Source organism: Allobosea sp. GW821-FHT03A12, assembly GCF_058986765.1.
Map to the genome: position 1 here is coordinate 1,113,371 of NZ_JBYSVZ010000003.1, position 23,592 is coordinate 1,136,962.

Consider the following 23,592-nt stretch of genomic DNA (forward strand, 5'->3'; position numbering starts at 1 on the left):
TGCGGAGCGGAGATCGGGCGAGGCCCGGCGCCGCGCCGCCTTGGATCGGGGGATGTCCATGGTTGGGCGCACGACCGGCCGTTTCGGCCTGCTCTTGCTCGCAGGCTGCCTTTTCGCGGCTGGCGCCGTCACGGCCCAGACGTCGCCGTCCCCCCGACCGGACGATCTACGCCGAAAGGTGACTGAGGGCACCGAATTCTGCCGGAAGACCCTCGCCTCGGCCCCGCCCGACATCAAGATCGGGGAGGTCGAGGAGTTCTGCGCCTGCATGGGCGTCCAGGAGGCGGCGATGGGCGAGATGGCCGAGGCCGGCAAGGTCTCGCTCCGGCCCCAGCTGCAGCAGATGTGCGTCGGCACCCTGCGCAGCAGGCAAGGGCAGGGTGCCGCATCGCCAGCTCCGGCCGTGACGCCGGCAACACCGACTCCCTCGGGGCCGGCGCCGATGACGGCCGAACCGCCGCAGACGGCGCCTCCTGCGGCGCCGGCCGTCACCCGGTTCGAGGCCTGGTCGCTCACCACCAATCGTGCCGGGGCGCCAATCGCCTATGTTCGGACTGTCGCTTTCCAAGACGTTCCCAGCGCGAAGGCACCGCAGCCGGCGCCCGCGGTGGACGCTTTCATCATGTACTGCCGGGCAAAGGATGCGATCGGCCTTCGGGCCCTTGCCAAGCCGGGTCTTCGCCTCGATCGCGTCGAGTTCGTCATCGGGGGCTGGGGGATGATCGTGAAGCTCGGCGCGAACGGTGTCGCGAATCCCAAGGATTGGACGCAACTGGTCAAGGACCTCGCCGAGGCCGACAAGCACAACCCGCCACCCGATCAGCGCCAGAACTTCGATCCCTACATCGAGTTCCAGCTGTCTCGCCAGCAGAATGGCCCGTTCGGGGGGCGGGTGAACGTCGACGGCATCGGCGCAGCGCGAGTGCGGCTGCGCACCTTGTGTGCCGATGCTGCCGCCACGGGCGGGCCGGTCGGAAATTTCGATACGACCGGCATCGAAGGTTTCCCCGATGAGACGACCATCCCCACCGCACCGAACAGGACGCCTGCCGGCGTTTCGGTCGTTGCGCCGAGGGCACCTGCGGTGGAGGCGAAGCCGAAGGCCACGCCAGACTGTGCAGCCGCCTTCGAGCGAAACTACGCTGCCTTGCGGCGGAAGGAGCTCGACCTGGCAGGGCAGACCGGCGCGGTCATGCAAACTCAGCCGCGCTTCTTTTGGGATTTCTGTCCGATTACCCGGCAGGAGATCGCCGCGGCAAAGCAGATACTTGCTGCGGCAAATGCCTGCCCGTCTCATCGAAACGCTGCCGGGATCAAGTCCCAGGCCCTCGCCAAGCTTGCCAAGCGCCAGGCGGAACTGCAGCGCCCCCGGTGCATGTAGCCCGCACCATCCCGGCCACCCCGCGAGGACATATGCTTCAGCGGTCCGGATTCGGATCGCCGAAGCGCCGCAGTTCCGCCGTCGTCGCGCTCTGCGTTGCCCTTGACGCCGCTTTACTGACCGGCTGCAACACTTTCGAGAAGATCGCCAGTAAGCGCTTCCTGGGCCTGTCGTGCCGGCAACGGGGCCTTGCGCAGGCTCCTGTCGCGTCCTGGAGCGGTTTTTGCTAGCCAGCCGTGATCCACGGCGAAACTGCCCCGAGGCCCATGCCTTCCTCCGACGACAGATCCGAGCCGCAACCTGCGGCCCAGCTCACCCTGGCCGGCATGCGGCTCGGCTTGCGCCGCGTCTCCGTGCTGATGCCGGGCGTGATCGTCTTCGCCGTCGCCTTCGGCGCCGCCGCCTCGGCCAAGGGCCTCAGCCTGTTCGAGGCGGTGCTGATGAGCGCGCTGGTCTATGCCGGCGTCTCGCAGCTCGTCGCCATGGAGCTCTGGCGGCCGGAATGGACCTGGGGCGCGATCTTAGCGCTCGCGTTCGTGACGGCCACGGTCAACGCCCGCACCATCTTGCAGGCGGCGTCGCTGCAGCTCTGGTTCGCGCGCTATCCCTGGTTCGTGACCGCCTTCCAACTCTCCTTCTTCACCGACGCCAACTGGCTGGTCGGCACGCGCTATCATGGCGAGGGCGGACGCGATGTCGGTGTCGTGCTCGGCGCTGGCCTGGCGCTCTGGGTCGTCTGGGTCGCCATGACGGTCCCGGGCTATCTGCTCGGCACCCTCGTCGCCGATCCCCGCAAATACGGGATCGACATGGTCATGCCGATCTTCTTCGCGGCGATGATCGTGCCGCTCTGGCGCGGCAAGCGCGCCGCGCTGCCCTGGATCATCGCCGGCATCGTCGCGCTCGTCACCGCGCGGCTGGTCGATGGCTATGCCTTCATCATCGTCGGCGCACTCTCCGGCGCCGTGGCGGGAGCCTTGCTCGATGACCCTGCCTGAACCCGGAAGCTGGGGCCCCTATCTCGCCATCCTCGGCATGGCGCTGGCGACCTACCTCTGCCGCATCTCCGGCGTCGTGCTGATGAGCTTCATCCCGCTGACACCGCGGGTGCGGCGCGGGCTCGCCGCCCTGCCGGGCTCGATCGTGGTCGCGACCGTGCTGCCGCTGATCGAGCGGCTCGGCCTCGCCGCTGGGCTCGCACTGCTCGCGGCGATCGCCAGCATGGTGATCAGGCGCAGCGAACTGCTGGCGCTCGTGACGGGCATGGTGGTGGTCGCGCTGATGCGAGCGGCCGGCTTCTGAGGTCGGGGCGCGATCGCGCAGGCGTGTGAGCGAAGTCGTGCCTGCCGCGGCGATCCATCACTGGCTACGATCGCACCCATCACAGCAATCGTTCGCCGGCCTGTTGACGCCGCTTTGCCTGCGGCAGACGGTGCCGGCCGGAACCTTATTGAGCGGAGCGCATGATGGCCTGGTATTCGCAGACTTGGACCTGGTTCGACGGTGAATGGCGCGAGGGCAATCCCGGCATCATGGGGCCGCGCACCCATGCCGCCTGGCAGGCCTCCTGCGTCTTCGACGGCGCCCGGCATTTCGACGGCGTCTCGCCCGATCTCGACCGGCATGCCGCGCGCGTGAACCGTTCCGCTCTCGCGCTCGGCCTTAAGCCGACCGTCTCGGCCGAGGAGATCGTGGCCAAGACGGCCGAGGGTGTGAAGAAATTCACCAGCGGCACTGCGCTCTACGTCAAGCCGATGTACTGGGCCGAGGCGGATGGTCCCTCGACCATCATCGGCGACCCGGAATCGACCCAGTTCGCACTCTGCCTGTTCGAGGCGCCGATGGGCGATCCCGGCAAGGGCTTCTCGGTGACCAAGGGCGCCTTCCGTCGCCCGACCCTGGAGAATGCGCCGACCGACGCCAAGGCCGGCTGCCTCTACCCCAACAATGCCCGCGTCCTGCGTGAGGCCAAGGGCAGGGGCTTCGACAATGCGCTCGTGCTCGACATGCTCGGCAATGTCGCCGAGACCGGCACCTCCAACATCTTCCTCGCCAAGGACGGTGTGGTGAAGACGCCAGCTCCGAACGGCACCTTCCTGAACGGCATCACCCGCCAGCGTACCATCGGCCTGCTGCGCCAGGCCGGCGTCACCGTCGAGGAGACGACGCTGCGCTATGAGGATTTCGAGCAGTCCGACGAGATCTTCTCGACCGGCAACTACTCGAAGGTGATCCCGATCTACAAGATCGACGATCGCGAGCTGCAGCCCGGCCCGATGTTCCGCAAGGCGCGCGAGCTCTACATGGACTTCGCCCACAGCAAGGGCGCCTGATAAGCAATCCTCGAAGAGGATTGCGTATTCCGCTCGTTGGACATCACGCAAGTGCATGATGTCCAACGATGGATAAAGCCGGCATCGCGAAGCGACTTGCCGGATTTCAGACGAGGCTTCCATGGCCCGGCTTGCCACCCGCCTGACCGAGCGCCTGGGGATCGAGCATCCGATCCTCTCGGCGCCGATGGCCCTGGCGGGCGGCGGGGCGCTCGCCGCCGCTGTGACCCGCGCCGGTGGGCTCGGCCTGATCGGCGGCGGCTATGGCGACGCTGGTTGGCTCGCCACGCAATATGCCGCCGCCGGCAATACTCGGACCGGCTGCGGCTTCATCACCTGGTCGCTGGCGAAGCAGCCGCAGCTGCTGGGTGAGGTGCTGGCCCGCCAGCCTGCGGCGCTGATGCTCTCCTTCGGCGATCCCACGCCTTTCGCCAAGGAAATCGCGGCGGCCGGCGTGCCGCTGATCTGCCAGTGCCAGAGCCTTGCCCATGTCCGCACTGCGCTTGAAGTGGGCGCGGCGATCATCGTCGCGCAGGGCGCCGAGGCCGGCGGGCACGGACACAGCCGCGGCACCCTTCCGCTCGTGCCGGAGGTCGCCGATCTGCTGGCGCGTGAAAGTCCGGACACGCTACTGCTCGCCGCCGGCGGCATCGCCGACGGACGCGGCCTTGCCGCGGCGCTGATGCTGGGCGCTGACGGCGTCCTGGTCGGCACGCGCTTCTGGGCGAGCCGCGAAGCGCTGGTCCATCCCAATCATCATGCTGCGGCGCTGGCCGCGAGCGGCGATCAGACGGTGCGCTCGGCGCTGCCCGACATCGCCCGCCGGCTCGACTGGCCGAAGCCCTTCGACATCCGCGTCAGCGACAACGCCTTCATCGCGACATGGCGCGGCCGCGAGGCTGAACTGCGCGCCGCGATCGAGGAGGAGGCGCCGGCCTATCGCGAGGCCTTCATGGCGGGCGATCTCGACAAGGCGGCAGTGGTCTTCGGCGAGGCGGCGGGGCTGATCTCGGACATTCCGTCGGCGGGCGAGATCGTCGCGCGCATGGTCGATGAGGCGGCTGGTCGGCTCAAGTCCGGCGCCCGGTTGATCGCAGGCTGAGCTACCGCAGCAGCCGCCAGAGCCCGGCCGACCTCAATCCCCCAAGCGCGACCACGCCATAGATGCCGGCCGCGACCAGGCTGAGGATCGCGAGCGCGATCAGGCGCGGCTCGTAGGGGAACCTGATCAGCAGGCCGTAGAGCGGCTCGGCCAGCAAGCGGGCGACCAGCGCGGCGAAGCCGGCGGCGACGCCGACGATGATGATCAGCAGCGGCAAAGCGCGATCGGGATTGGTCCAGCCGCGCTTCAGCGCCAGGCCGTAGAGCGCTCCGAGATTGATCCAGGCGCCGACGGCGGTAGAGAGGGCGAGGCCCGGCGCGCCATGGCTGCGCCAGAGCAGCAGCTTCAGCCCGACATTGGCTGCGATGGCGGCGAGCGAGACCAGCATCGGCGTCGTGGTGTCGCCGCGCGCCTGGAAGCTCGAGACCTGGGCGCGGATCAGGACGATCGCCGGCAGGCCGATCGCATAGGCGAACAGCACGGCGCCTGCCGCCTGCGTCGCCGCATCGTCGAAGCGGCCGCGCTCGAACAGCGCCGCGACGATCAATTCGGGGATGGCGAGGAAGGCGGCGGCAAAGGGCGCGGCGGCGACGAGCGTCAGCGCGATCGCGCGGTTCTGCGCCGCTTCCGCCCGGGCCTCGTTGCCGTTGGCGATGGCGCGGCTCATCGTCGGCAGCAGCACGGTACCGACACCGATCGCGATCACGCCGAGCGGCAACTGGTAGAGGCGCTCGGCATAGTACAGCGCCGAATAGGCGCCTGCGGGCAGGAGCGAGGCGATGATCGTGTCGGCGAAGAGCGCGATCTGCACGCCGGCCGAGCCGATCACCGCCGGTCCGAAGGCCTTGAAGAAGCCCCTGACCTCGCCATCGAGCCGCGGCCGCGTCAGCGCCGCCGAGACGCCCGCCTGCCGCGCCGCGATCCAGAGCAGCAGCCATTCCAGCACGCCGGCGATGGCGACGCCCCAGGCGGCGGCATGGGCCGCGCTCGGGAACAGGAAGGCGACGAAGAGCGCTCCGATCAGGCAGACATTCAGCAGGATCGGCGCGGCCGCAGCAGCAGCGAAGCGGTCGACGGCGTTGAGATTGGCCGAGAGCAGCGTCACCAGCGTGACGAAGAGAAGGTAGGGGAAGGTGATCCGCGTCAGCGTCACCGCGAGGTCGAAGCGGGCGGGATCATTGACGAAGCCAGGCGCCAGCAGCCGCACCAGCTCCGGCATGAACGGGATCGCGAGCCCCGCCAGGACGATCTGGACGAGGAGGTTGAGCGAGAAGACGCGGTTCGAGAATTGCGCGGCGGCCGCTTCGCCCGATTGCTCGCGGATGCGGCTATAGGCCGGGATATAGGCCTGGTTGAAGGCGCCTTCACCGAAGATGGCGCGGAAATGGTTGGGCAGGCGCAACGCGACTGAGAAGGCGTCCATCAGCCCGCTCACGCCGAGCGTCGCCGCCAGCACGGTATCCCGCAGGAAGCCGGACAGTCGCGAGAGCAGCGTGAAGCCGCTGACGGAGAGGATTTTTCTCAGCATCGCGCCACTCGAGCCCGCCACGATCGGCGGTCCCCTTTGCAGCTAGCCGCATAGCTGCGTCGCGGGAGATGGTCCAGCGCGTGGGCCCACGCCATCCCCGTCATTGCGAGCGCAGCGAAGCAATCCAGGGGCGGCAGTGCTCTACGTCCTCCTGGATTGCTTCGTCGCTTCGCTCCTCGCAATGACGGAGCGCTACCCGATCCCCGGCGGCAGCGCGTCGCAGCGTGGGTGGGCGCTGTCGTGCCTGTCGAAGCCGACGCGCTCGCCGACCAGATAGAGCGGCCGGCGCTTCACCTCGGCGAAGATGCGCCCGACATATTCGCCGATCATCCCGAGCGAGATCAGCTGGATGCCGGAGAAGAACATGATCGAGACGATCAGCGAGGGAAAGCCGGGCAGGTCGGTGCCGAACAGCAGGGTCCGGACCATGAAATACAGGCCGGTCAGGGTCGCCACGATCGCGATCGCGACGCCGAGCCAGGTCGCGATCTTCAGCGGCACCGTCGAGAACGAAGAGATGCCGTCGAAGGCGAAGCTGAACAGCTTGCGGAAGCGGAACTTGCTCTCGCCATGGGCGCGGTCGGCGACCGCGAAAGGCACGCCGGTCGCCCGGAAGCCGACCCAGGCATAGAGGCCCTTCGAGAAGCGGGCCCGCTCGGGCAGGGCCCGCAGCGCCTCGACCACGCGCCGGTCGAGCAGGCGGAAATCGCCGGCGCCCTCCGGCAGTTCGGTCTCGCCGAAGCTGGCGAAGAGCTTGTAGAACGCCTTGGCGAAATTGCGCTTCAGCGGGCTCTCGCCCTCGCGGTCGGTGCGCTGGCCATAGACGTTGAGGAAGCCCTCGCGCCATCTCGCCAGGAAGGCGGGGATCACCTCGGGCGGGTGCTGCAGGTCGGCATCCATGATCACCACGGCGTCGCCATTGGCATGGTCGAGCCCGGCTGCGATCGCGACCTCCTTGCCGAAATTGCGGCTGAACGAGATCGCGCTGATCCGGCTGTCCTGCGCATTGAGGGCTCGCAGCGCCGCCAGCGTTCCGTCGCGGCTGCCGTCGTCGACGCAAATGATCTCCCAGGAGGCGACATGGGCGTCGAGAATTGGCTCGAGCCGTGCGACCAGCGGCGCGAGATTGTCGGCCTCGTTGTAGACCGGTACCACGATCGAGAGCTCCGGCCGCGGAGTGAGGGCCGGCGTCGTGGTGGAGGCGGAAGCGGGCGCGATCGCGGACAAGACTTTCAGGACCCTTGTTGCTCGGCTAGGGCTGTGGAACCAGCCGCAGGCTCCATATACCAGCGCTGATGAATAGGGGGTAACAGCCGGCATGATCCGCAGCTTCGTGCTTTGCGCCGATGATTTCGCCATGACCGACGGCGTCAGCCGCTCGATCCTGGAGCTGCTCGCCGCCGGCAGGCTCTCGGCCACGGGGGCGATGACCAACCGGCCGCACTGGCCACGCTTGGCCGGCGAGCTTGCAGCATTCTCCGGCCGGGCCGATCTCGGCCTCCACCTCAACCTGACCTGCGCCGCCCCGCTCTCGGCCATGCCGACCGTGGCGCCGTCGGGCAGCTTGCCGAAGCTCGGCGAACTCGCCCGGCTGGCGCTGCGCTCCGGCGCGGCGCGCGCCGAGATAGCGGCCGAGATAGCCCGCCAGCTCGACGCCTTCGAGCAGCATCTCGGCCGGGCGCCCGATTTCGTTGACGGCCACCAGCACGTTCATGTCCTGCCCGGCATCCGCCATCAGGTGCTCGATGCGCTGGCGGCCCGCTATCCGGCCGGCTCGGTCTATCTGCGAGACCCCAGCGATTCGATCGCGGCGATCCGGGCTCGCGGCATCGCGGTCGGCAAGGCGCTGACCGTCGCCGGGCTCGCCATGGGGCTGCGCCGCGCCGCCGCCCGGCGTGGCGTCCCGGTCAATCGCGGCTTCTCGGGCTTCTCCCCCTTCGACCCCCAGCGCGATTTCGCAGTCGATCTCCCACGCTTCCTCGTTCGGCCGGGGCCGGCACATCTGGTGATGTGCCATCCCGGCCATGTCGACGACGAGCTCGTCACGCTCGATCCGGTGGTCGCGACGCGCCCGATCGAACATGCGGCGCTGATGGTGTTCGCTCCGCAAGGATTGCGGATCGGTCGCTTCGCTGCTGCCGCTTGATCGCGGGTCCTGTCGCCGCGCGTGCAGGACGCGTCGACTGCAATCGAAAATTTACGCCGTTCGTTCACTCTGTGATGTGGCAGTCCCGACAGCTTGGGGATGTCGCTGTCTGGAGTCCGCGGAAGATGAGCGTGATGGCCTGGTTTCAGTCGCGGGCGCCGCGATCGCATGCGGTCGCACCGCAGTTCGGTCAGGTCGAGCGGGTGATGCGCTCGCTCAGCAGCCAGATCGCCGGGGCTGCGGTCGCCATTGTCGCCGTCGCGATCGTCTTCGTCGTGATCGCCGCCGCCCGCTACAACGAGGCCAAGACGCGCGGCGATCTCGAACAGAAGATGATGTCGCTGACCGCGATGATCGCCCATGCTTCGCCGCCGCTGATCCTGGCGCGCGACACCATCACCTTGAGCTACATCCTGGAATCGCTGAAGCGCGATCCCGATTTCGACGCCGGTTTCGTCGCCGACGATCTCGTCGCGCTCGCCTCTGCCGGCCGCAATGACGAGTCGCGCCTGTCGTTCACCCCGAACAAGCTCGGCCGACAGCTCGGGCGTGAGGCCTGGGACCTGCTCGCCGAGCAGGACACGCTGCGGCTCGAGGACAAGACCTATGTGACACAACTGCTCTCGGTTCGGGTCGGCGGCTTCAAGAAGCAGATCGGCTATGTCGCCCTGCGCTTCGACAAGACCCGGCTCATCGCCCGCTCGGCCTGGGAGCAGTTCCTGACGATCGGGATCGGCATCGCCTTGCTCGTGGTGCTCGGGCCGCTGCTCTGGATCTCGCTGTCGCGGACGATGCGGCCGCTGAAGAGCATGACGCGGGCGATCGTCGGCATCTCCGACGGCAAGCTCGACACGCCGATCGACGCGGCCGGCCGCCAGGACGAGATCGGGGCGATCGCCAGGGCGCTCGGCGTGCTCAAGCTGCGCCTCGCCGAGCGGGCGAGCCTGCAGCAGCAGCAGCTGACGACGGAAGCGGAGCGCCATAGCCAGCAGAAGCGCACCGAGGAGGCGATCGCGCTGTTCCGCGGCGAGGTCGGCGTCGCGCTCGAAGCCTTCAAGAGCAATGCCGACCGGATGGGCGAGGCCTCCGACGGCCTGGCACGGGTTGCGGCCGAGTCGTCGGAGCGCGCCGCCCGGGCCGCCCAGAACTCGCACGGCGCTTCGGCCAATGTCGAGAATGCTGCCCAGGCGGCCGAGGAGATGGGCGCGGCGATCCGCGAGGTCGAATTCCAGATCCGCCGCGTCCGCACCGAGATCGTCGAGGCGGCGTCCGCCTCCCGCGATACGGCCGGCACCGTCCAGGCTCTGGATGAGACGGCGCGGGCGATCGGCGAGGTGGTCAATCTCATCCGCGATATCGCCGCGCAGACCAATCTGCTGGCGCTGAACGCGACGATCGAAGCGGCTCGGGCCGGCGAAGCCGGGCGTGGTTTTGCGGTGGTCGCGGCCGAGGTGAAGAGCCTGGCTTCGCAGACCGCCGACGCCACCGACCGGATCGTCAGCCAGGTCGGCGCCATCCAGGGCGCGACGACCGAGGTCGTCGACGCGATCCAGAACATCGCCACACGCATGGGCGCGATCGAGAGCTTCGCGAATTCGGTCGCGACCTCGATCGAGCAGCAGGCGATCGCTACCGGCGAGATCGCCAGCGGCGTCGCCATGGCGAGCACCTCGGCGCTCTCGGTCTCCAGCGATCTCAGCGTGCTGGCGGACAGCGTCGAGGAAACCGGCCGCTCGGCCGATCAGGTTCGCCATGCCGCCGGCGAGGTCTCGGCCCAGGCGATGCGGCTTGATTCGACCGTCGACCAGTTCCTCAAGCGCGTCGCCGCTTGAGCCCGGGCGAAAACGAAACGGGGCCCCGCAGGGCCCCGTCGAAACTTACCGATCGGAATGACGATCAGGCCTTGGCGCCGTCATAGAGCTCGGCGACGTAGTCCCAGTTCACCAGGCTGTCGAGGAAGGCCTTGAGATAGTCCGGGCGGCGATTGCGGTAGTCGATGTAGTAGGAGTGCTCCCAGACGTCGACGCCGAGGATCGGCGTGCCGCCATGGACCAGCGGGCTCTCGCCATTCGGGGTCTTGCTGACGGCGAGCTTGCCGCCCTTCACCTCGAGCCAGGCCCAACCCGAGCCGAACTGGCCGACGCCGGCGGCGACGAAGTCTTCCTTGAACTTGTCGACCGAGCCAAAGGAATCGACGATCGCCTTCTCCAGCGCGCCCGGCAGCTTGCCGCCGCCATTGGGCTTCATCCACTTCCAGAAGTGGAGGTGGTTGTAGTGCTGGCCGGCATTGTTGAACACGGCCGGGTTCTTGCCGTAGGAGCCCTTGACGATCTCCTCGAGGGATTTGCCCTCGAATTCCGTGCCCTTGATCGCGTTGTTGCCGTTGTTGACGTAGGCGAGGTGGTGCTTGTCGTGGTGGTACTCCAGCGTCTCCTTCGACATGTAGGGCTGGAGGGCGTCATGCGCATAGGGAAGATCGGGCAGGGTAAAGGACATGGGGCCTCTCCTTGGGCTGTCGAAATCGCGACGTGAGAATGGCTGTAATGACGCAACGCTTGGGCAATGATTGCCCGGCGGAACACCCCGCCATTCGCCTGTTAGTTAAGCCCCTCGGCCGGCAGCGGCAACCGCCGGACCCTGAGAAATCCGGCAAGGTCGGCTTGCGACGTGCGGGGAGGGCGCGTGCAGGCCGTTTGGTTGGCAATACCGCATGGTATCGATAGGTTAACCGGCGAGGCGGCAAGCTGTCGCAGCTCGTCTCGCCCCAAAGGAGCAAGCGTTGGTCAGGCTTTTCGTGGTTCTCGGGTTCGCCCTGCTGGCGGGCGGCGCCTATGCCATCGTCGATGGCTGGCCATATCGTGTCCTGGAACGTGGCTTCACTGAAGTCATCCTGGGAGGACTGTCGCTCGTCGCGGGCCTGATCCTGCTCGCGCTCGCGGCGGTTCTCGCGGAGGTCCGCCGGCTCAAGGGGCTGGTCAGCGGCGTGATGGCAGTGGCGACGCTGTCCGAGCCGCGGGCCAACGAGCGGCCGACGCCGAGCCCGGCGCCAGCGCGCCCGGAGCCCGTGCTCGATAAGGCGCCTGAGCCCGAGGCGAAGCCTGTCGGCATCGCCACCACATTGGCCGTCGGCGCAGGTGCGGCTGCTGTGGCCGGCGCGCTCACTAGCCTGGCGAAGACCGAGGAAAAGCCGGGCGAGAAGGCCGCTGCCGACGCGGATCAAGCCGTGAAGGCGCAGGGGGACGACAGTTCCCGCTCCAATCTCGCCGAGGCGGTCGCCGAGCCGGTGCAGGCGCCGTCGACCACGGCCGGCGACATCGACGACTGGCTGCTGCCTCCGGTCTCTCCGGTGCTCGATGTCGCCCCCGCGGATGTTCGCCCGTATGAGCCAGGCGCGGACGACGAGGCGAACGAGAAGGCCGAGGACACGCAGGACAAGCCGAAGCATCTGGACACCGCCGACACCGACGAGACCTCGCATACGTCTGGCGCGAAAGTCGCTGACATTGCCGAACCGGACGCCGCGGTGGATGAGCCTGGCGCCAAGCAGGACGATGACGAGCGCGACGACACCTTCGAGCCGGAGGCCGTGCCTGCGTCGAGTTCCGAGGACCAGCTCTGGTGGCCGCGCATCGACCGCCCGACTCGGGAGGAGCCGACCTCTTCCGTCGACGATGAATTCAACGCGCTGCGCGACCAGCTCGCCGGCGTCGTCAACGCGCCCGAAGTCGAGCCGCCGCGGCGTGATCGCGGCACCCCGGACGTCGCCGAGAGCTGGATGGCGCCGCGGCCCTGGCCGCCGGTGACCCAGCCGCGCGATCCCGGCGCGCTGAGCGAGGTCGAGACCGAGCCCGCCGACAAGGCGGCGACGGAGGAGACGAATGTCGGGCACACGCCCGAGGAGAACAAGCCTTCTGTGTCCGCGCAGGAGACGGCATCCGAGTCGGAGCCGATGTCGCAGGACGTCGCCGAACCCGTCTCCGTCGAGGCGGACGCGTCGCCGGTCGAGAAAGCCGAGCCATCAGCCGACGGTGCCAAGACAGCCGATGCCAAGGCAGCCGAGGCCAAGGCAATAGAGGCCAAGCCGGACGAGGAGCCTGCGGCATCCGACGAGGGCGTGATCGGCGCCTATCAGGTCGGCGAGACGCAGTTCACCATGTTCGCCGACGGCTCGATCCATGCGCGCACGCCGGATGGCGACTATGTCTTCGCCTCGATGGACGAGCTGAAGGCCTATCTCGCCAGCGAGAAGGACAAGCTCGGCGCCTAGCTTGAGCCCGCCGTCTCATCGGCCGTGTCCCAGCCACCGCCTGCCGCCGTGATGGCGAAGGCATAGGCGAGGGCGGTCTCCTTCAGCGAGTCGAAGCGTCCGGCCGCCCCGGCATGGCCGGCGTCCATATTGGTGTGCAGCATGATCGGGCCGCCGCCGGTCATGGTCGCGCGCAGCCGCGCAACCCATTTCGCCGGCTCCCAATAGGTCACGCGTGGGTCGGCCAGCCCGCCCGTCGCCAGGATCGGCGGATAGGCTTGTGCCTTGACGTTGTCATAGGGCGAATAGCCCAGGATCGTCCGGAAGGCGGCGATGTCCCGGATCGGGTCGCCCCATTCCGGCCATTCCATCGGCGTCAGCGGCAGGCTCTCGTCGAGGATGGTGTTGAGCACGTCGACGAAGGGCACCTCGGCGATGATGCCCGCGAACAGCTCTGGCGCGAGATTGGCGACCGCGCCCATCAGCATGCCGCCGGCGCTGCCGCCTTCGGCGACGATGCGGCCGCGGCTGGTGAAGCCCTCGGCCGCCAGCATCTCGCCGGCAGCGATGAAATCGGTGAAGCTGTTGGGCTTGTTCTGGCGTTTGCCGTCGAGATACCAGCTCCAGCCCTTGTCGGTGCCGCCGCGGATATGGGCGATGGCGTAGACGAAGCCGCGATCGACCAGGCTGAGCGGCCGCGTCCGGAACGAGGCCGACATCGCTGCGCCATAGGAGCCGTAGCCGTAGAGCAGGCAGGGTGCCGAGCCATCCAGCGTCAGGTCGCGCCGGTGCAGCAGCGAGACCGGCACCCTGGCGCCGTCCTTGGCCGTCGCGAAGATGCGGCGCACGACATAGGCTTCGGAATCGTGGCCGGAGGGTACCTCCTGGCGCTTCACCAGGGTACGCGCGCCAGTGGTGAGATCATAGTCATAGGTCTCGGCCGGCCGCGCCATCGAGGCGTAAATGAAGCGCAAGCGGTCGGTCTCGAACTCGTAGCCGGCATCGACGCCGAGCCCATAGGCCTCCTCGTCGAAGGCAATGCTGCTCTCCGCTCCGCTCTTCAGGTCGCGGATGACGATGCGCGGCAGGCCCTCCTCGCGCTCCAGCCGGATCAGCCGGCCGGCGAGGCAGATATGGCTGAGAATGAGCCGGCCGCGCTTGTGCGGCACGAGATCGCCCCAGTTCGACGGCGAGGGATCGCTGAGCGGCGCGCTTACGATCTTGAAGTCTTCGGCCCCGTCGGCATTGGTCAGGATCAGCAACGCGTCATCGTGATGCTCGACGCTATATTGGCGCCCTGCCAGTCGCGGCGCGATCAGCCGGGGCTTGCCGGCCTCGTCGGCAAGATCCACAAGACTGACCTCCGAGGTCTCGTGGTCGCTGCTGGAGATCAGCAGGAAGCGGCGCGACTGGGTCTGGTCAATATCGGCGAACAGGCCGGGATCGGTCTCTTCATAGAGCAGTTCGTCCTCGCTCTGCGGCGTGCCGAGCCGGTGGCGCAGCACGCGCGTCGGGCGGTGGTCGTCATCAAGCGCGACATAGACGAAGGCGCTGGAATCGGCGGCCCAGATCATTTCGCCGGAGGTGTCGGCAATCGCGTCCGGCAGGTCCTTGCCGGTGGTGAGATCGCGTACCCGGATCAGGAAGAGCTCCGAGCCGGCCTCGTCGGCGCTCCAGGCGAGGAGGTGATGGTCGGGGCTGTGCTCGGCATCGCCGAGATCGAAGAACTCCTTGCCCTCGGCGAGGGCGTCGGCATCGAGCATGACCTGCTCGCGCCCGGCCTTGCCGCCTTCGTTCGCGCGCGGCTTGCGGCAGATCAGCGGGTGTTCGCCGCCGCGGCGGTAGCGGCTGTAATAGAGGAACGGCCCGTCCGGCTGCGGCGGCTCGCTGTCGTCTTCCTTGATGCGCCCGCGCATTTCTTTGATCAATTCGCGCTGGAGCGCCTTCGTCGATGCCATCAGCGTGTCGCACCAGGCGTTCTCCGCTTCGATATGCTTGCGGATCTCGGCGGGCAGGGTGTCGGGGTCGCGCAGCACGTCGCGCCAGTTTTCGGCGCGCAGCCAGGCATAGTCGTCGTTCAGGGTGACGCCATGGACGGTACGGCTCTGTGGGCGGATCGCGGCAATCGGCGGTGAGGCGACCTTGCCTTGGCTAGTCATGCTTGGTCTCCGGACTCGTTTGATCATTTCCAAGGATGCGATCCATATAGGGATCGTTCCATCTTTGCCGATGATGACAGGTAGAGGTCGAGGCAGACACTGACAAGGACAACCTTTTGGCGCAAATGCTGCAGCGCAAAGCGCTCTGGTTACGATCTGCGCTCACAAAATAAGCAATAATATGTCTCGGCGAATGTATTCGAATCCTTGTCAGGCCACTTGCGATATTGAAGGACATGGCTTAGACGAGTGCCGGCTGGTCCGTTTTGCATGATTCTATTCCGGCGGAAATTCGACCGTTCGTCGGCGGCGATCAGGGAGGGCGCTTGCGCCTGGAAACAGAGCTAGGAGCAGTCACCGCTACGACCGGTCAATATAACAATGGAGCAATGCCATCATGGCTGACCAAGACGGTTCCGATTTCATCGAGCTCACGGCAGATATCGTTTCCGCCTACGTGTCGAACAATTCTGTTCCTGCCTCCGAACTGCCGGCGCTGATCAGTGATGTTCACGCCGCTCTCAATCGCGTCGTCGGCGGCGCTGCACCGGTTGTGCCGGTCGAGGCGCCCAAGCCTGCCGTCGCGGTGAAGAAGTCGATCACGGCCGATTATCTGATCTGCCTGGAGGACGGAAAGAAGTTCAAGTCGCTCAAGCGCCATCTGCGTACGCAGTACAACATGTCGCCCGAGCAGTATCGCGAGAAGTGGGGCCTGCCGCCCGACTATCCGATGGTCGCGCCGAACTATGCCGAAGCGCGCTCGCAGCTTGCCAAGAAGATGGGTCTCGGCCAGCAGCGCCGCAAGCGCCGCTGATTCACCGCAGACCAAGCTGCATCGTCGCCCATGCAGTGGAGCCGCCGGCTGAGCCGGCGGCTTTTTTGTTGGGTTCGACTTCCGCGTGGGCATTTGCCGGCACGGTTGCTCGGCCGGCTCGAACGATGCGCTGAACGTGCTCCGATAAGCGATCAGAAATCTGTCATGCGCGGGGAAACCTCTCCTTCCAGAAGGGGGCCCCCGCGCTTCTCTATTCGCTGTCGCCCAGGGCCAATCGTCGCAAACCCGGAATTGTCAGGAGCCTGTCGCAACGGCTCATCGCGTGCTTGTCGCAGAAGACATAGGAATATATACCTGTGAGCGTCGCGGTTGAATTCGGGGAGGCGATGCCCGCAATGGAACATATCATGAACAATCTGATTGCCAAGCGGCAGGAACCTGTCAGCTGTGCGGCATCGGCGCGGTTGGTCGAAGCGGCTGTCTGCGGCGCGATGGGCCTGCCCGCCGGTGCTCTGCGAGCCGGGCGCGGGCCGCACAGGATCGCCTTTGCCCGTCAGCTTGCGATGTATCTGACGCATGTCGGCTTCGGTCTGACCCTGACCGAGGTCGGGGCCTGTTTCGAGCGCGACCGCACCACCGTGCGTCATGCCTGCGTCCTGATCGAAGACCGGCGCGATCTGCCGGTCTTCGACCTGGCCGTCACCGCGCTCGAGACCGGGCTGGCGCACCTCGCTGTCGGTCTGCAACTGGGGTTCGGCCCGGAGGCGGCGCGATGAATGCCGGTGACGATCGCAACCAGTCGCCGTCCCGCCTGCTGCGTCATCTGAGCGAGCCGGGTGCCTACGGCGTCGATTCTCCGCTCGGCTGTGGCCGGATCGCGCTCTACCGTCGTGGCGCCGGCGGAGCGACGCTCGGGGCCGGCTATGTCGAGGCCGCTGAGGTGGAGGCTCTCGTCGCGGCCGGTTTCGCCGGCTGGATCATCGAAGCGGGCAAGCGCCGGCTGCGCCTTGCCGGCACCGAGCCTGGCAAATCCCGCGCGACGACGACGGTGATGGTCGACGGAGAGGCGCAGCAGGTCGTGCTGGATGAGCGCGAGAGCCCGCTGCTCTGGCTCCATCGCCGTCCGGGCAAGGATGGGCAGCCCCAGATCTCGGCTGCCGAATTCGCCGCCGGCGAGCGCTTCCGCGCCGATCTGACACTGGCGCAGATGCTGCCGCGGGTGACGGTCAATTGGGATGCGGGCCTTGCCGCCGGCACCCATGCCTCGGCGCGCGGACCGGCCGAAGCCTCCGATTCCAGCCTCGCGGCGCGCCAGCGCGTGCGCCTCGCCTGCAAGCGCCTCGGCCCCGAATTATCGGGGCTGGCGATCGATGTCTGCGGTTTCCTCAAGGGGCTCGACCAGGTCGAGCGCGAGCGTAAATGGCCGGCGCGCTCGGCCAAGGTCGTGCTGCGCCTGGCGCTGGCGGCGCTGGTCGAGCATTACGGGCTCGGCGGGAAACAGGAGCGATCGGCGAGCCATGCCTGGCGCGGGCCGGACGCGCGCCCGACGATCCAGGCTCCGCCTGAACCGCGCGACTAGAGCATTTTCGAGCGAAGTGGACACCGGTTCGCGTGAAGAAATGCAACACAAAGACTTAGAGAAATTCCGCGATTCGAAGAATGGCGGAATTGCTTTAGGCGAGTGCCGCGCGGGCGTCGCTCTTGATCCGCTCCATCATGGCGCGCACGCCGTTTGAGCGCTGCGGCGTCAGATGGGCGGCGAGGCCGAGGCGCTCGTAGATCGCGAAGGCGTCGGTCGCCAGGATCTCCTGCGCGGTATGGCCGGAATGGATGGCGATGGCGAGCGCGACCAGCCCGCGCACGATATGGGCGTCGCTGTCGCCGCGGAAGCTGAGGCGCGACGCCTCGCCAGGGCCGCCCTCGCTCTTGGTCTCGAGCCAGACCTGGCTGGCGCAGCCGCGCACCTTGTTGGCGTCGCTATGCGCCTCTTCGGGCAGCGGCGCGAGCGTCCGCCCGAGCTCGATCAGATAGCGGTAGCGATCGTCCCACTCGTCGAGCAGCTCGAAATTGGTGACGATCTCGTCGAGGCTCTCGCTCATGAATTCCGCTAACGGCCTCCGGCTCATCCCGCCGGAACAAGGGGCGGGGACGGCGAAGCTCTTCGGCCTGTCGCGTGGCGAGGTCAAGCCTCAGCGGTGTCGCGGTGGCGTCTCGCTGCTGCGGGTCGCGGCATTCGCCGCCAGGGCAAGCACCCGAGCCCGGGTCTCCGGCTCCAGCCCGGCCAGAACCTCGGCGGCTTCGCGGATGCTGGCCGCGCCTTGCAGCGCCGCCTTGGGATCGATCTTGGCGAGGATGGCGATCGCGGCCTTGGCATCGACCACGAGCGCATCGGGCTCGCTCTTCGTGCCGTGCACGGGCGAGTACAGCGCGATTGCGCCGACGATCGCCAAGCTGCGCAGAAGATAGGCCATCTTACGTCCCCGTCCGGTTCCAGGCTCCCCAGCCTACGGATGAGCGAACCATAGCGCCTGGGTCGAAAGATCAGGTGTCGTCGACAGCGTCGATTTGAATCAAAGGCGGGTTATCGTCTTCAGCTTCCATTCACCTTGCCGCGAACAACAGCCTAGCCTCGGCAGGTGTGTGGCGACCTGTGCAATTTGTTGAAAAACAAAAGCTATTTCTGCCTTCGCCATGGAAGCGCCAGGTTTCCGGCTCCGCCGCTTTAAGCCCCGCTTAAACGGCAGCCGCGAGGATCGGGTCAACAAGGCGGGGCGAAAGCGCCGACGGCCGGCAGAGGTGCGCGTTTGCGGTTTTCCAGTTTGATGACGGCGGTGAGGGCGCAGGTCGCGGCGATGGTCCATCCATCGGCGCTGGCCGATTCGCTCGAGCGCATGCGTCATGAGCGCTTCATGCTGAGCAGGCTCGCCGCCTCGGTCGCGGCGCTCAGCCTGATGCCGGCCTATATCGCCTGGCGCGGCCGTATCGGCGCGCTCGAACTGCTTGTGCTCGTCGCCATGGCGCTGCCGCTGTTGGCCGTGTTCCTGCTCTCGCGCACCGGGCGGCTTGATCTCGCGCATTGCCTGTCCGGCGCCGCGCTGACCTTGCTGATCACCACGCTCGCCTGCCTGACCGGCGGGGCTGCTTCCCCGCTGCTGCTCTGGCTCGCCGCGGTGCCGGCCGAGGCGATGTTCTTCGGCTCCCGTCCCTATGTGGCGCGTGCCAGCGCGCTCGCTGTGATCGGTCTCGGCGCCGTCGTCGCCCTGCAGGGAACCGGCATGATCGCACAGCCGGCGCCCTGGACCTGGCAGGCGATGCCCGTCTTCGCCGCCGTCGCGATCCTGCATGCGGCGCTGATCACGGTCGGCTTCCTCTATCGCCGCGACGACGAATTGCGAGAGCACCGCGCCTCCGACGCCCGGGCGCAAATGATGCTCGAGCATGTCGGCGATCTCGTCACCTGGCACGATGCGGCCGGCGCCGTCGTCTTCGCCAACGAGGCCGCCCGCAACCTGACCGGAGCCGAGCCGGCAGGACTCTTCGGCCGCGGCCTGTTCGAGCGCGTCCACATCGCCGACCGGCCGCTCTTCCTGAAGGCGCTGAGCGACGCCGCCCATGGCAGCGGCCGGGCCAGCGCCTGCTTCCGCGTCCTCTTCGTCCCGGCGGGTGCCGATGGGCGCGGCACTGCGAGCCCGGTGGTCCGCTGGCTCGACCTCAGCGCGCGGCGCATCGAGCAGTCCGGCCCGCATGGCGCCGCCGCCGTCGTCTGCGTCAGCCGCGACGTCACCGACCGGCATGCGATCGATGAGGAGCGCGAGCGCAACCACGCCGAGGCGGTCAAGGCGAGCGACGTCAAGGGCCAGTTCCTGGCGACGGTCAGCCATGAGCTGCGTACCCCGCTCAACGCCATCATCGGCTTCTCGGAGATGCTGGGCGGCGATCTCGGGGTCTCCTTCAGCCCGGCGCAGCGCCAGGAATACGCCAGGATAATCCATGATTCCGGCCAGCACCTGCTCGATGTGGTCAACACGCTGCTCGACGTCTCCAAGATCGAGAGCGGCGCGATGACGATCGAGCAGGATGCGCTCGACATGGCCGAGCTCGCCGAAGATTGCTGCAATGTCGTCGCGCTCAAGGCCAGCAGCGGCACGGTCACGCTCGAACGCATCGTCGGCCCCGAGCTGCCGCAGCTGCTCGGCGACCGGCGCGCGTTGAAGCAGGTGATGCTCAACCTGCTCTCGAACGCGATCAAGTTCACGCCGCCCGGCGGGCGCGTCACGCTCGCTCTGGTGCGCGATGGCGGGATGATCGACCTCTCGGTCTCCGATACGGGCATCGGCATCGCCGCCACCGACCTGCCGCGATTGGGTGATCCCTTCTTCCAGGCCAAGTCTTCTTACGACCGCGCCCATGACGGCACCGGCCTCGGCCTGTCGGTGGTGCGCGGCCTGGTCGGCCTGCATGGCGGCACGCTCACCATCGAGAGCGCCCCCGGCAGCGGCACGCGCGTCGGCGTCCGCCTGCCGATCGGCGGTGTTGCTGCCACGAACGAGCCGGCCCGTATCGCAACCTTCGCTCGCGCGCCGCGCCGCGGCCTCGAGACCAAGCAACCCGTTCGCCTGACCGCCTGACCCGAGAGTTCAAGACCCATGTCAGCCACGCTTGCCGCCCGTGCCCGCTCCGATGCGACGCTGTCGATGCCCGTCCGCCGTCCCGCCGGCCGACGCGCCGCGCCGTCGCTGCCGGCGCGGCTGCTCCGCTGGTTCACGAAGCGCCCGGGCCGTGGCCTTATCGTGCTGCTGTTCGCGGCGGCCTCGGTGTTGATCGTTCTGAACGCGGTGCTGTTCCAGAAGGGCCGCCATCCCGCCCCGATGTTGTCGCCGCCCTCGCAATCGGCGGCGCGGCCGGCCGAGCAGCGTCGCGTCGAGACGCCGGTCGTCGCGGAGCCTACCAATGCGGCAGCCGCCCCGCAGGCAGTGATGCCGCCGGCGCGGCCCGGCACCCTGGCACCGGCTGCCCGCGACGCGGCGCCGCGTCCGCCGGCGCCGGTCGCTCCCGCCCAGCCGCGCCAGGCCCAGGCGGCGACAGTCCCGGCTCGTTCGGCTCCCGCCGCCCAGCAGGCGGCGCGCGATCCGATCGCGGACCTGATCAACGGCGCCGATATCCGCCCGCCGGCGGACATCAAAGGCCAGCGGCGCTGAGCCGCGGTCTTGCCGCGCCTGACCAGCGATTTCTGGGTTTCGGCCTATCTACGCCAGGCCGCGTTTGACAGGCTCGTCGCGGTGCTGCGCCGGCGCGGCGCGCGCGAGGCCGGCGCCATCTTCGTCAAGCTCGACCGCCTCGACGGCACCGCGGCGCTCTATGGCCCAGCTCCGCAGGCTCTGGCCGACGAGACAGGCGAGCGACGTTTCCAGCTCATCCTCGACGCCGATCCGCTCGCGATCGAGGATCGGGTCGCGCGCGAGGTGCGCTTCGACAGCGATCTCTGGCTGGTCGAGATCGAGAACCGCGCCGGCGATGCTCGGCTGGATGTCGTCGAAAGCTAGCGTTCAGTCGGCGCCGCCGCCGAGCCTGCGCCTGACCTCCTGAACGATGCTGCGGGACGGCGTTCGCTCGGCGCCGGGGCGTGCCGAGGTGCCGCTTGGGTCCATGGCGGGCTGCAGGGCGCCCGATCTCGTGCTGCGCGGCGCGATCCCACCGATCTGCTGGGCGAGCCGGCGCGCCACCGCCGGCTGCAGCGCCCGCATCAGCTCGACCAGGGCGAAGATGCGCTCGACCGAGCGGGCCGCATCATCGCCGAGCCCGATCAGGAAGCGCGTCGCATCCTCCGGGCTCGCTCCGCAGCCGATCAATGCCAGCGCGGCGAGTTGGCGCGATGAATCATTCGCCATCGCGGTCGCGAAACGAGCATCGCCGCCGAAGGCATCCGCCAGTGCGGCGAAGGCGCCATTGCGATCGGACAGTGCTGTCGCGATCAAGCCGGAGAGCCGGTCGCCGGGAAGTGTCGCCGGGCGCGGCGAGGGTGCCAGTGCCTCACGGGCCGTGGCGGCGTCGATCATGGCGAGACGCTTCTCCAGGCTCGCCTGCAGGAAGAGCGGCATCAGCTCCGATACCGGCAGGTCGGCTCGTGCCAACAGACTTGCGCCGAGGGGCGGCGTGCCGACGGCGCGCGGCAGCAGCAGGTCGAGCGCGGCATGCGGCAGCATTATCGCATCGTTCGCGACCAGCGCCGCATCGATCTTAGCGCTGTCGCAGCCCGCAAGCGTGATGCTGGCGCTGCTGGTGAGGTCGTGTCGGCCGGCAAGGGCGGTCCTGGCCTCGTCGTCGCCGTCGGCCGCGATCTCCTCGATCTCGGCCGCGGTGAGCGGCATGCCGTTGCCGATCAGCGCGGCCAGCACCTCGCCGCCGCGGGCGCGCAAGGCTGTGAGCACCTCGCGCGGCGCATGCGGCCAGCTTGCGAGCTTGCGGGCGAGGATCGTCGCCGTGGCGTCGTCGACCACCGGGATCAGGGCCTCGGCCATGGCGCGGAAGGCCTCCATGTCCTCGGGCGAGGGGCGTGGCGTCGCCAGGAGCAGATCGGTCTTCACCCGCAATGCGACCTGCCGCAGGTCGAGCCCGCCATCGCTGGCCAGCCTGGCGAGTTCGGCAAGGTCTGTGGCGATGCGGGACGGCATGGGCGATTCTCGTCGGCAAACTGCACTTTTGCGAAACTTATCCCCGATGCGTTAGCACGGCGTTAACCATGATGGCGCTTGATGGTCTTGAGGATGGCTGGCGCGATGTGTGCATGCAGCCATTCGGGCTTCCGCGTTGTCAGCGAATTGGGCGCAGGCGCCAGCAAGGGAGGCGCATCATGGCAGACGTCATTCCTTTCGCGCCGCGCAGGCGCTCAGCCAGCCAGGGGACCGCAGCGGCGGGCCCGTTTGGCCAGATCCTGTTCTTCACCGGCGTGCGCTACGAGCGCCAGCACGAGCCGGCCGCGAGCAAGCCGCCGCGGCGGCCGCGTCCCGCCGGCCGCGGTGAACGTGAGAGCCGGCGCAGGCGTCCGGGGTGAGGGCAGTCGTCGCACCTGCGGCATTGTCCTGCCTTCTGCTTGCCGGCTGCTCGACCACCGGCGATCTCGGCCGGCCCCGCCCCAACATCTTCGCCGACCAGCTTGCGCCGGCGATCGGCGACTGGAGCGCGCGCTTCCGCGGCGAGGCCTCGTCCTGGTTCCATCTGACCGACGACGAGGAGCAGTTGCGGACCCGCGCCTGGCGGCTCGTCCTGCCCGCGCATGAGAAGAGCCATTTCGAGCGCGAGGTCTCCAAGCTCGCCCATGCCCGCATCCTGCCGGTCGAGGCCCAGTCGGACGACTTCACCGCCTATCAGCGTGCCTTGGTCTCCGGCTCCTTCGCCTCGCAGGCGTCGCGCTACAACCGGCTGAGTGAGGACGCCAATGGCGACCGGCTCCTGCTCGCGCAGTTCCGCGCCAATGCCCTGCGGGTGATCAATGCCGATCGCGCGCGCCTGCGTACCCTCGACGCCTCGCAACAGCTGCCGCCCGAGCAGCGCGACCCGGCCTATGACCGCGTCGCCGAGAACGAGGGGCTGATGCTCTGGGTCTGCGAGCGTGCCCGCTTCCGGCTGAAGAGCTACCGCTATGCGCTCGAAGCCCTGGTCGTCGAGATGCCGTCGCGCGAGGCGGTCCGGGCCGAGCGTGCCATCATGGGAATGGAGAGCGAAGTCGGTCCCGCCTGCAACCTGCCGCTGATCGGCGTCTTCGGCGGCAAGGGCGAGGGCGGGCCGTCGCGGGCTCCCGTCGTCTACAAGGGTTAGCGGCTCATCCCCGCAAGCGCGCGCGTCGGTCGATCGAAAGCCGCGTCGTCCGCACTGCGAAAAATGGTTCCCATCCCGCTCGTATTAGGTCTAGCCTGCCGATCATG

23 protein-coding genes are annotated in these 23,592 nt (G+C 68.0%); 16 read left to right on the forward strand and 7 right to left on the reverse strand.

The annotated features are described in order from the left end of the window. Window positions 1–52: 52 nt before the first annotated feature. The 5 genes from AC3WLC_RS12805 to AC3WLC_RS12825 all read left to right on the forward strand — a co-directional run bounded on the left by AC3WLC_RS12805 (window position 53) and on the right by AC3WLC_RS12825 (window position 4,816). Complete coding sequence (locus AC3WLC_RS12805) at window positions 53–1,381, forward strand: hypothetical protein (RefSeq protein WP_493684282.1); 1,329 nt, start codon at window positions 53–55, stop codon at window positions 1,379–1,381. A gap of 266 nt (window positions 1,382–1,647) precedes the next feature. Next, a complete protein-coding gene (locus AC3WLC_RS12810) occupies window positions 1,648–2,379 on the forward strand; it encodes an AzlC family ABC transporter permease (RefSeq protein ID WP_493684283.1) in 732 nt (243 codons plus the stop codon). Further along, on the forward strand, window positions 2,366–2,683 hold the full coding sequence (locus AC3WLC_RS12815) for an AzlD family protein (RefSeq protein WP_493684284.1): 318 nt from the start codon (window positions 2,366–2,368) through the stop codon (window positions 2,681–2,683). Before AC3WLC_RS12810 ends, AC3WLC_RS12815 begins: the two co-directional genes overlap by 14 nt. A 164-nt stretch (window positions 2,684–2,847) precedes the next feature. Further along, window positions 2,848–3,714: a branched-chain amino acid aminotransferase gene (locus AC3WLC_RS12820; RefSeq protein WP_493684285.1), complete on the forward strand. Its 867-nt coding sequence runs from the start codon at window positions 2,848–2,850 to the stop codon at window positions 3,712–3,714. Window positions 3,715–3,835: 121 nt separating this feature from the next. Next, complete coding sequence (locus AC3WLC_RS12825) at window positions 3,836–4,816, forward strand: NAD(P)H-dependent flavin oxidoreductase (protein WP_493684286.1); 981 nt, start codon at window positions 3,836–3,838, stop codon at window positions 4,814–4,816. A gap of 1 nt (window position 4,817) precedes the next feature. On the opposite strand, the gene murJ is transcribed toward AC3WLC_RS12825, so the two are convergent. Together murJ and AC3WLC_RS12835 are read right to left on the reverse strand one after the other, a co-directional pair. Beyond that, window positions 4,818–6,344: a murein biosynthesis integral membrane protein MurJ gene (murJ, locus tag AC3WLC_RS12830; RefSeq protein WP_493684287.1), complete on the reverse strand. Its 1,527-nt coding sequence runs from the start codon at window positions 6,342–6,344 to the stop codon at window positions 4,818–4,820. A gap of 192 nt (window positions 6,345–6,536) precedes the next feature. Then, window positions 6,537–7,571, reverse strand: coding sequence for a glycosyltransferase family 2 protein (locus tag AC3WLC_RS12835; protein WP_493684288.1), 1,035 nt, complete (start codon window positions 7,569–7,571; stop codon window positions 6,537–6,539). Between the two features lie 91 nt (window positions 7,572–7,662). On the opposite strand from AC3WLC_RS12835, the gene AC3WLC_RS12840 reads away from it, so the two are divergent. After that, complete coding sequence (locus AC3WLC_RS12840) at window positions 7,663–8,490, forward strand: ChbG/HpnK family deacetylase (protein WP_493684289.1); 828 nt, start codon at window positions 7,663–7,665, stop codon at window positions 8,488–8,490. Between the two features lie 134 nt (window positions 8,491–8,624). Then, a complete protein-coding gene (locus AC3WLC_RS12845; RefSeq protein ID WP_493684290.1) occupies window positions 8,625–10,322 on the forward strand; it encodes a methyl-accepting chemotaxis protein in 1,698 nt (565 codons plus the stop codon). Window positions 10,323–10,386: 64 nt separating this feature from the next. Here the strand turns inward: AC3WLC_RS12845 and AC3WLC_RS12850 are convergent, their stop codons facing one another. Then, a complete protein-coding gene (locus tag AC3WLC_RS12850; protein WP_291680586.1) occupies window positions 10,387–10,986 on the reverse strand; it encodes a superoxide dismutase in 600 nt (199 codons plus the stop codon). 283 nt (window positions 10,987–11,269) lie between these two features. Here AC3WLC_RS12850 and AC3WLC_RS12855 point away from each other — a divergent pair, with 283 nt between their 5' ends. Beyond that, window positions 11,270–12,757, forward strand: coding sequence for a hypothetical protein (locus tag AC3WLC_RS12855; RefSeq protein ID WP_493684291.1), 1,488 nt, complete (start codon window positions 11,270–11,272; stop codon window positions 12,755–12,757). Here AC3WLC_RS12855 and AC3WLC_RS12860 read toward each other — a convergent pair. Then, entirely contained in the window at window positions 12,754–14,895 is a 2,142-nt protein-coding gene (locus AC3WLC_RS12860; protein WP_493684292.1) for a S9 family peptidase, read from the reverse strand. The genes AC3WLC_RS12855 and AC3WLC_RS12860 overlap by 4 nt on opposite strands. 397 nt (window positions 14,896–15,292) lie before the next feature. On the opposite strand from AC3WLC_RS12860, the gene AC3WLC_RS12865 reads away from it, so the two are divergent. From AC3WLC_RS12865 to AC3WLC_RS12875, 3 genes are all read left to right on the forward strand, one after another. Next, on the forward strand, window positions 15,293–15,709 hold the full coding sequence (locus AC3WLC_RS12865) for a Ros/MucR family transcriptional regulator (protein WP_346357212.1): 417 nt from the start codon (window positions 15,293–15,295) through the stop codon (window positions 15,707–15,709). A gap of 317 nt (window positions 15,710–16,026) precedes the next feature. Beyond that, window positions 16,027–16,446, forward strand: coding sequence for a helix-turn-helix domain-containing protein (locus tag AC3WLC_RS12870; RefSeq protein ID WP_493684293.1), 420 nt, complete (start codon window positions 16,027–16,029; stop codon window positions 16,444–16,446). Further along, entirely contained in the window at window positions 16,443–17,249 is an 807-nt protein-coding gene (locus AC3WLC_RS12875; protein WP_493684294.1) for a DUF6456 domain-containing protein, read from the forward strand. Before AC3WLC_RS12870 ends, AC3WLC_RS12875 begins: the two co-directional genes overlap by 4 nt. 94 nt (window positions 17,250–17,343) lie before the next feature. Here the strand turns inward: AC3WLC_RS12875 and AC3WLC_RS12880 are convergent, their stop codons facing one another. Next, window positions 17,344–17,769: a SufE family protein gene (locus AC3WLC_RS12880; protein ID WP_493684295.1), complete on the reverse strand. Its 426-nt coding sequence runs from the start codon at window positions 17,767–17,769 to the stop codon at window positions 17,344–17,346. Window positions 17,770–17,859: 90 nt separating this feature from the next. Continuing rightward, window positions 17,860–18,141, reverse strand: a complete 282-nt coding sequence (locus tag AC3WLC_RS12885) for a hypothetical protein (protein WP_493684296.1) — start codon at window positions 18,139–18,141, stop codon at window positions 17,860–17,862. A 351-nt stretch (window positions 18,142–18,492) separates the two neighbouring features. Here AC3WLC_RS12885 and AC3WLC_RS12890 point away from each other — a divergent pair, with 351 nt between their 5' ends. The 3 genes from AC3WLC_RS12890 to AC3WLC_RS12900 are packed head-to-tail and all read left to right on the forward strand — an operon-like array spanning window position 18,493 to window position 21,213. Beyond that, window positions 18,493–20,298 (forward strand): sensor histidine kinase, encoded by a 1,806-nt coding sequence (locus tag AC3WLC_RS12890; protein WP_493684297.1) that lies wholly within the window; start codon window positions 18,493–18,495, stop codon window positions 20,296–20,298. A gap of 18 nt (window positions 20,299–20,316) precedes the next feature. Further along, window positions 20,317–20,868: a hypothetical protein gene (locus tag AC3WLC_RS12895; protein ID WP_493684298.1), complete on the forward strand. Its 552-nt coding sequence runs from the start codon at window positions 20,317–20,319 to the stop codon at window positions 20,866–20,868. A 9-nt stretch (window positions 20,869–20,877) separates the two neighbouring features. After that, window positions 20,878–21,213: a DUF1491 family protein gene (locus AC3WLC_RS12900; protein ID WP_493684299.1), complete on the forward strand. Its 336-nt coding sequence runs from the start codon at window positions 20,878–20,880 to the stop codon at window positions 21,211–21,213. A 3-nt stretch (window positions 21,214–21,216) separates the two neighbouring features. On the opposite strand, the gene AC3WLC_RS12905 is transcribed toward AC3WLC_RS12900, so the two are convergent. Next, the gene (locus AC3WLC_RS12905; protein ID WP_493684300.1) at window positions 21,217–22,341 is read right to left on the reverse strand and encodes a hypothetical protein; all 1,125 of its coding nucleotides are present in this window, start codon (window positions 22,339–22,341) and stop codon (window positions 21,217–21,219) included. Window positions 22,342–22,520: 179 nt separating this feature from the next. On the opposite strand from AC3WLC_RS12905, the gene AC3WLC_RS12910 reads away from it, so the two are divergent. Both AC3WLC_RS12910 and AC3WLC_RS12915 read left to right on the forward strand, forming a co-directional pair. After that, entirely contained in the window at window positions 22,521–22,721 is a 201-nt protein-coding gene (locus AC3WLC_RS12910; protein WP_493684301.1) for a hypothetical protein, read from the forward strand. Beyond that, window positions 22,718–23,485 carry a hypothetical protein gene (locus tag AC3WLC_RS12915; protein ID WP_493684302.1) on the forward strand — a complete coding sequence of 256 codons (768 nt, stop codon included), beginning with the start codon at window positions 22,718–22,720 and terminating at the stop codon, window positions 23,483–23,485. The genes AC3WLC_RS12910 and AC3WLC_RS12915 overlap by 4 nt, the downstream gene beginning before the upstream one ends. The last annotated feature ends 107 nt before the right edge of the window (window positions 23,486–23,592 follow it).

Coding starts and splice junctions, on each gene's coding strand:
- AC3WLC_RS12850 (WP_291680586.1), bottom strand. CDS start 10,986: ATGTCCTTTACCCTGCCCGATCTTCCCTATGCGCATGACGCCCTCCAG.
- AC3WLC_RS12845 (WP_493684290.1), top strand. CDS start 8,625: ATGGCCTGGTTTCAGTCGCGGGCGCCGCGATCGCATGCGGTCGCACCG.
- AC3WLC_RS12860 (WP_493684292.1), bottom strand. CDS start 14,895: ATGACTAGCCAAGGCAAGGTCGCCTCACCGCCGATTGCCGCGATCCGC.
- AC3WLC_RS12805 (WP_493684282.1), top strand. CDS start 53: ATGTCCATGGTTGGGCGCACGACCGGCCGTTTCGGCCTGCTCTTGCTC.
- murJ (WP_493684287.1), bottom strand. CDS start 6,344: ATGCTGAGAAAAATCCTCTCCGTCAGCGGCTTCACGCTGCTCTCGCGA.
- AC3WLC_RS12880 (WP_493684295.1), bottom strand. CDS start 17,769: ATGAGCGAGAGCCTCGACGAGATCGTCACCAATTTCGAGCTGCTCGAC.
- AC3WLC_RS12840 (WP_493684289.1), top strand. CDS start 7,663: ATGATCCGCAGCTTCGTGCTTTGCGCCGATGATTTCGCCATGACCGAC.
- AC3WLC_RS12865 (WP_346357212.1), top strand. CDS start 15,293: ATGGCTGACCAAGACGGTTCCGATTTCATCGAGCTCACGGCAGATATC.
- AC3WLC_RS12820 (WP_493684285.1), top strand. CDS start 2,848: ATGGCCTGGTATTCGCAGACTTGGACCTGGTTCGACGGTGAATGGCGC.
- AC3WLC_RS12885 (WP_493684296.1), bottom strand. CDS start 18,141: ATGGCCTATCTTCTGCGCAGCTTGGCGATCGTCGGCGCAATCGCGCTG.
- AC3WLC_RS12910 (WP_493684301.1), top strand. CDS start 22,521: ATGGCAGACGTCATTCCTTTCGCGCCGCGCAGGCGCTCAGCCAGCCAG.
- AC3WLC_RS12815 (WP_493684284.1), top strand. CDS start 2,366: ATGACCCTGCCTGAACCCGGAAGCTGGGGCCCCTATCTCGCCATCCTC.
- AC3WLC_RS12890 (WP_493684297.1), top strand. CDS start 18,493: ATGACGGCGGTGAGGGCGCAGGTCGCGGCGATGGTCCATCCATCGGCG.
- AC3WLC_RS12825 (WP_493684286.1), top strand. CDS start 3,836: ATGGCCCGGCTTGCCACCCGCCTGACCGAGCGCCTGGGGATCGAGCAT.
- AC3WLC_RS12875 (WP_493684294.1), top strand. CDS start 16,443: ATGAATGCCGGTGACGATCGCAACCAGTCGCCGTCCCGCCTGCTGCGT.
- AC3WLC_RS12905 (WP_493684300.1), bottom strand. CDS start 22,341: ATGCCGTCCCGCATCGCCACAGACCTTGCCGAACTCGCCAGGCTGGCC.
- AC3WLC_RS12895 (WP_493684298.1), top strand. CDS start 20,317: ATGTCAGCCACGCTTGCCGCCCGTGCCCGCTCCGATGCGACGCTGTCG.
- AC3WLC_RS12810 (WP_493684283.1), top strand. CDS start 1,648: ATGCCTTCCTCCGACGACAGATCCGAGCCGCAACCTGCGGCCCAGCTC.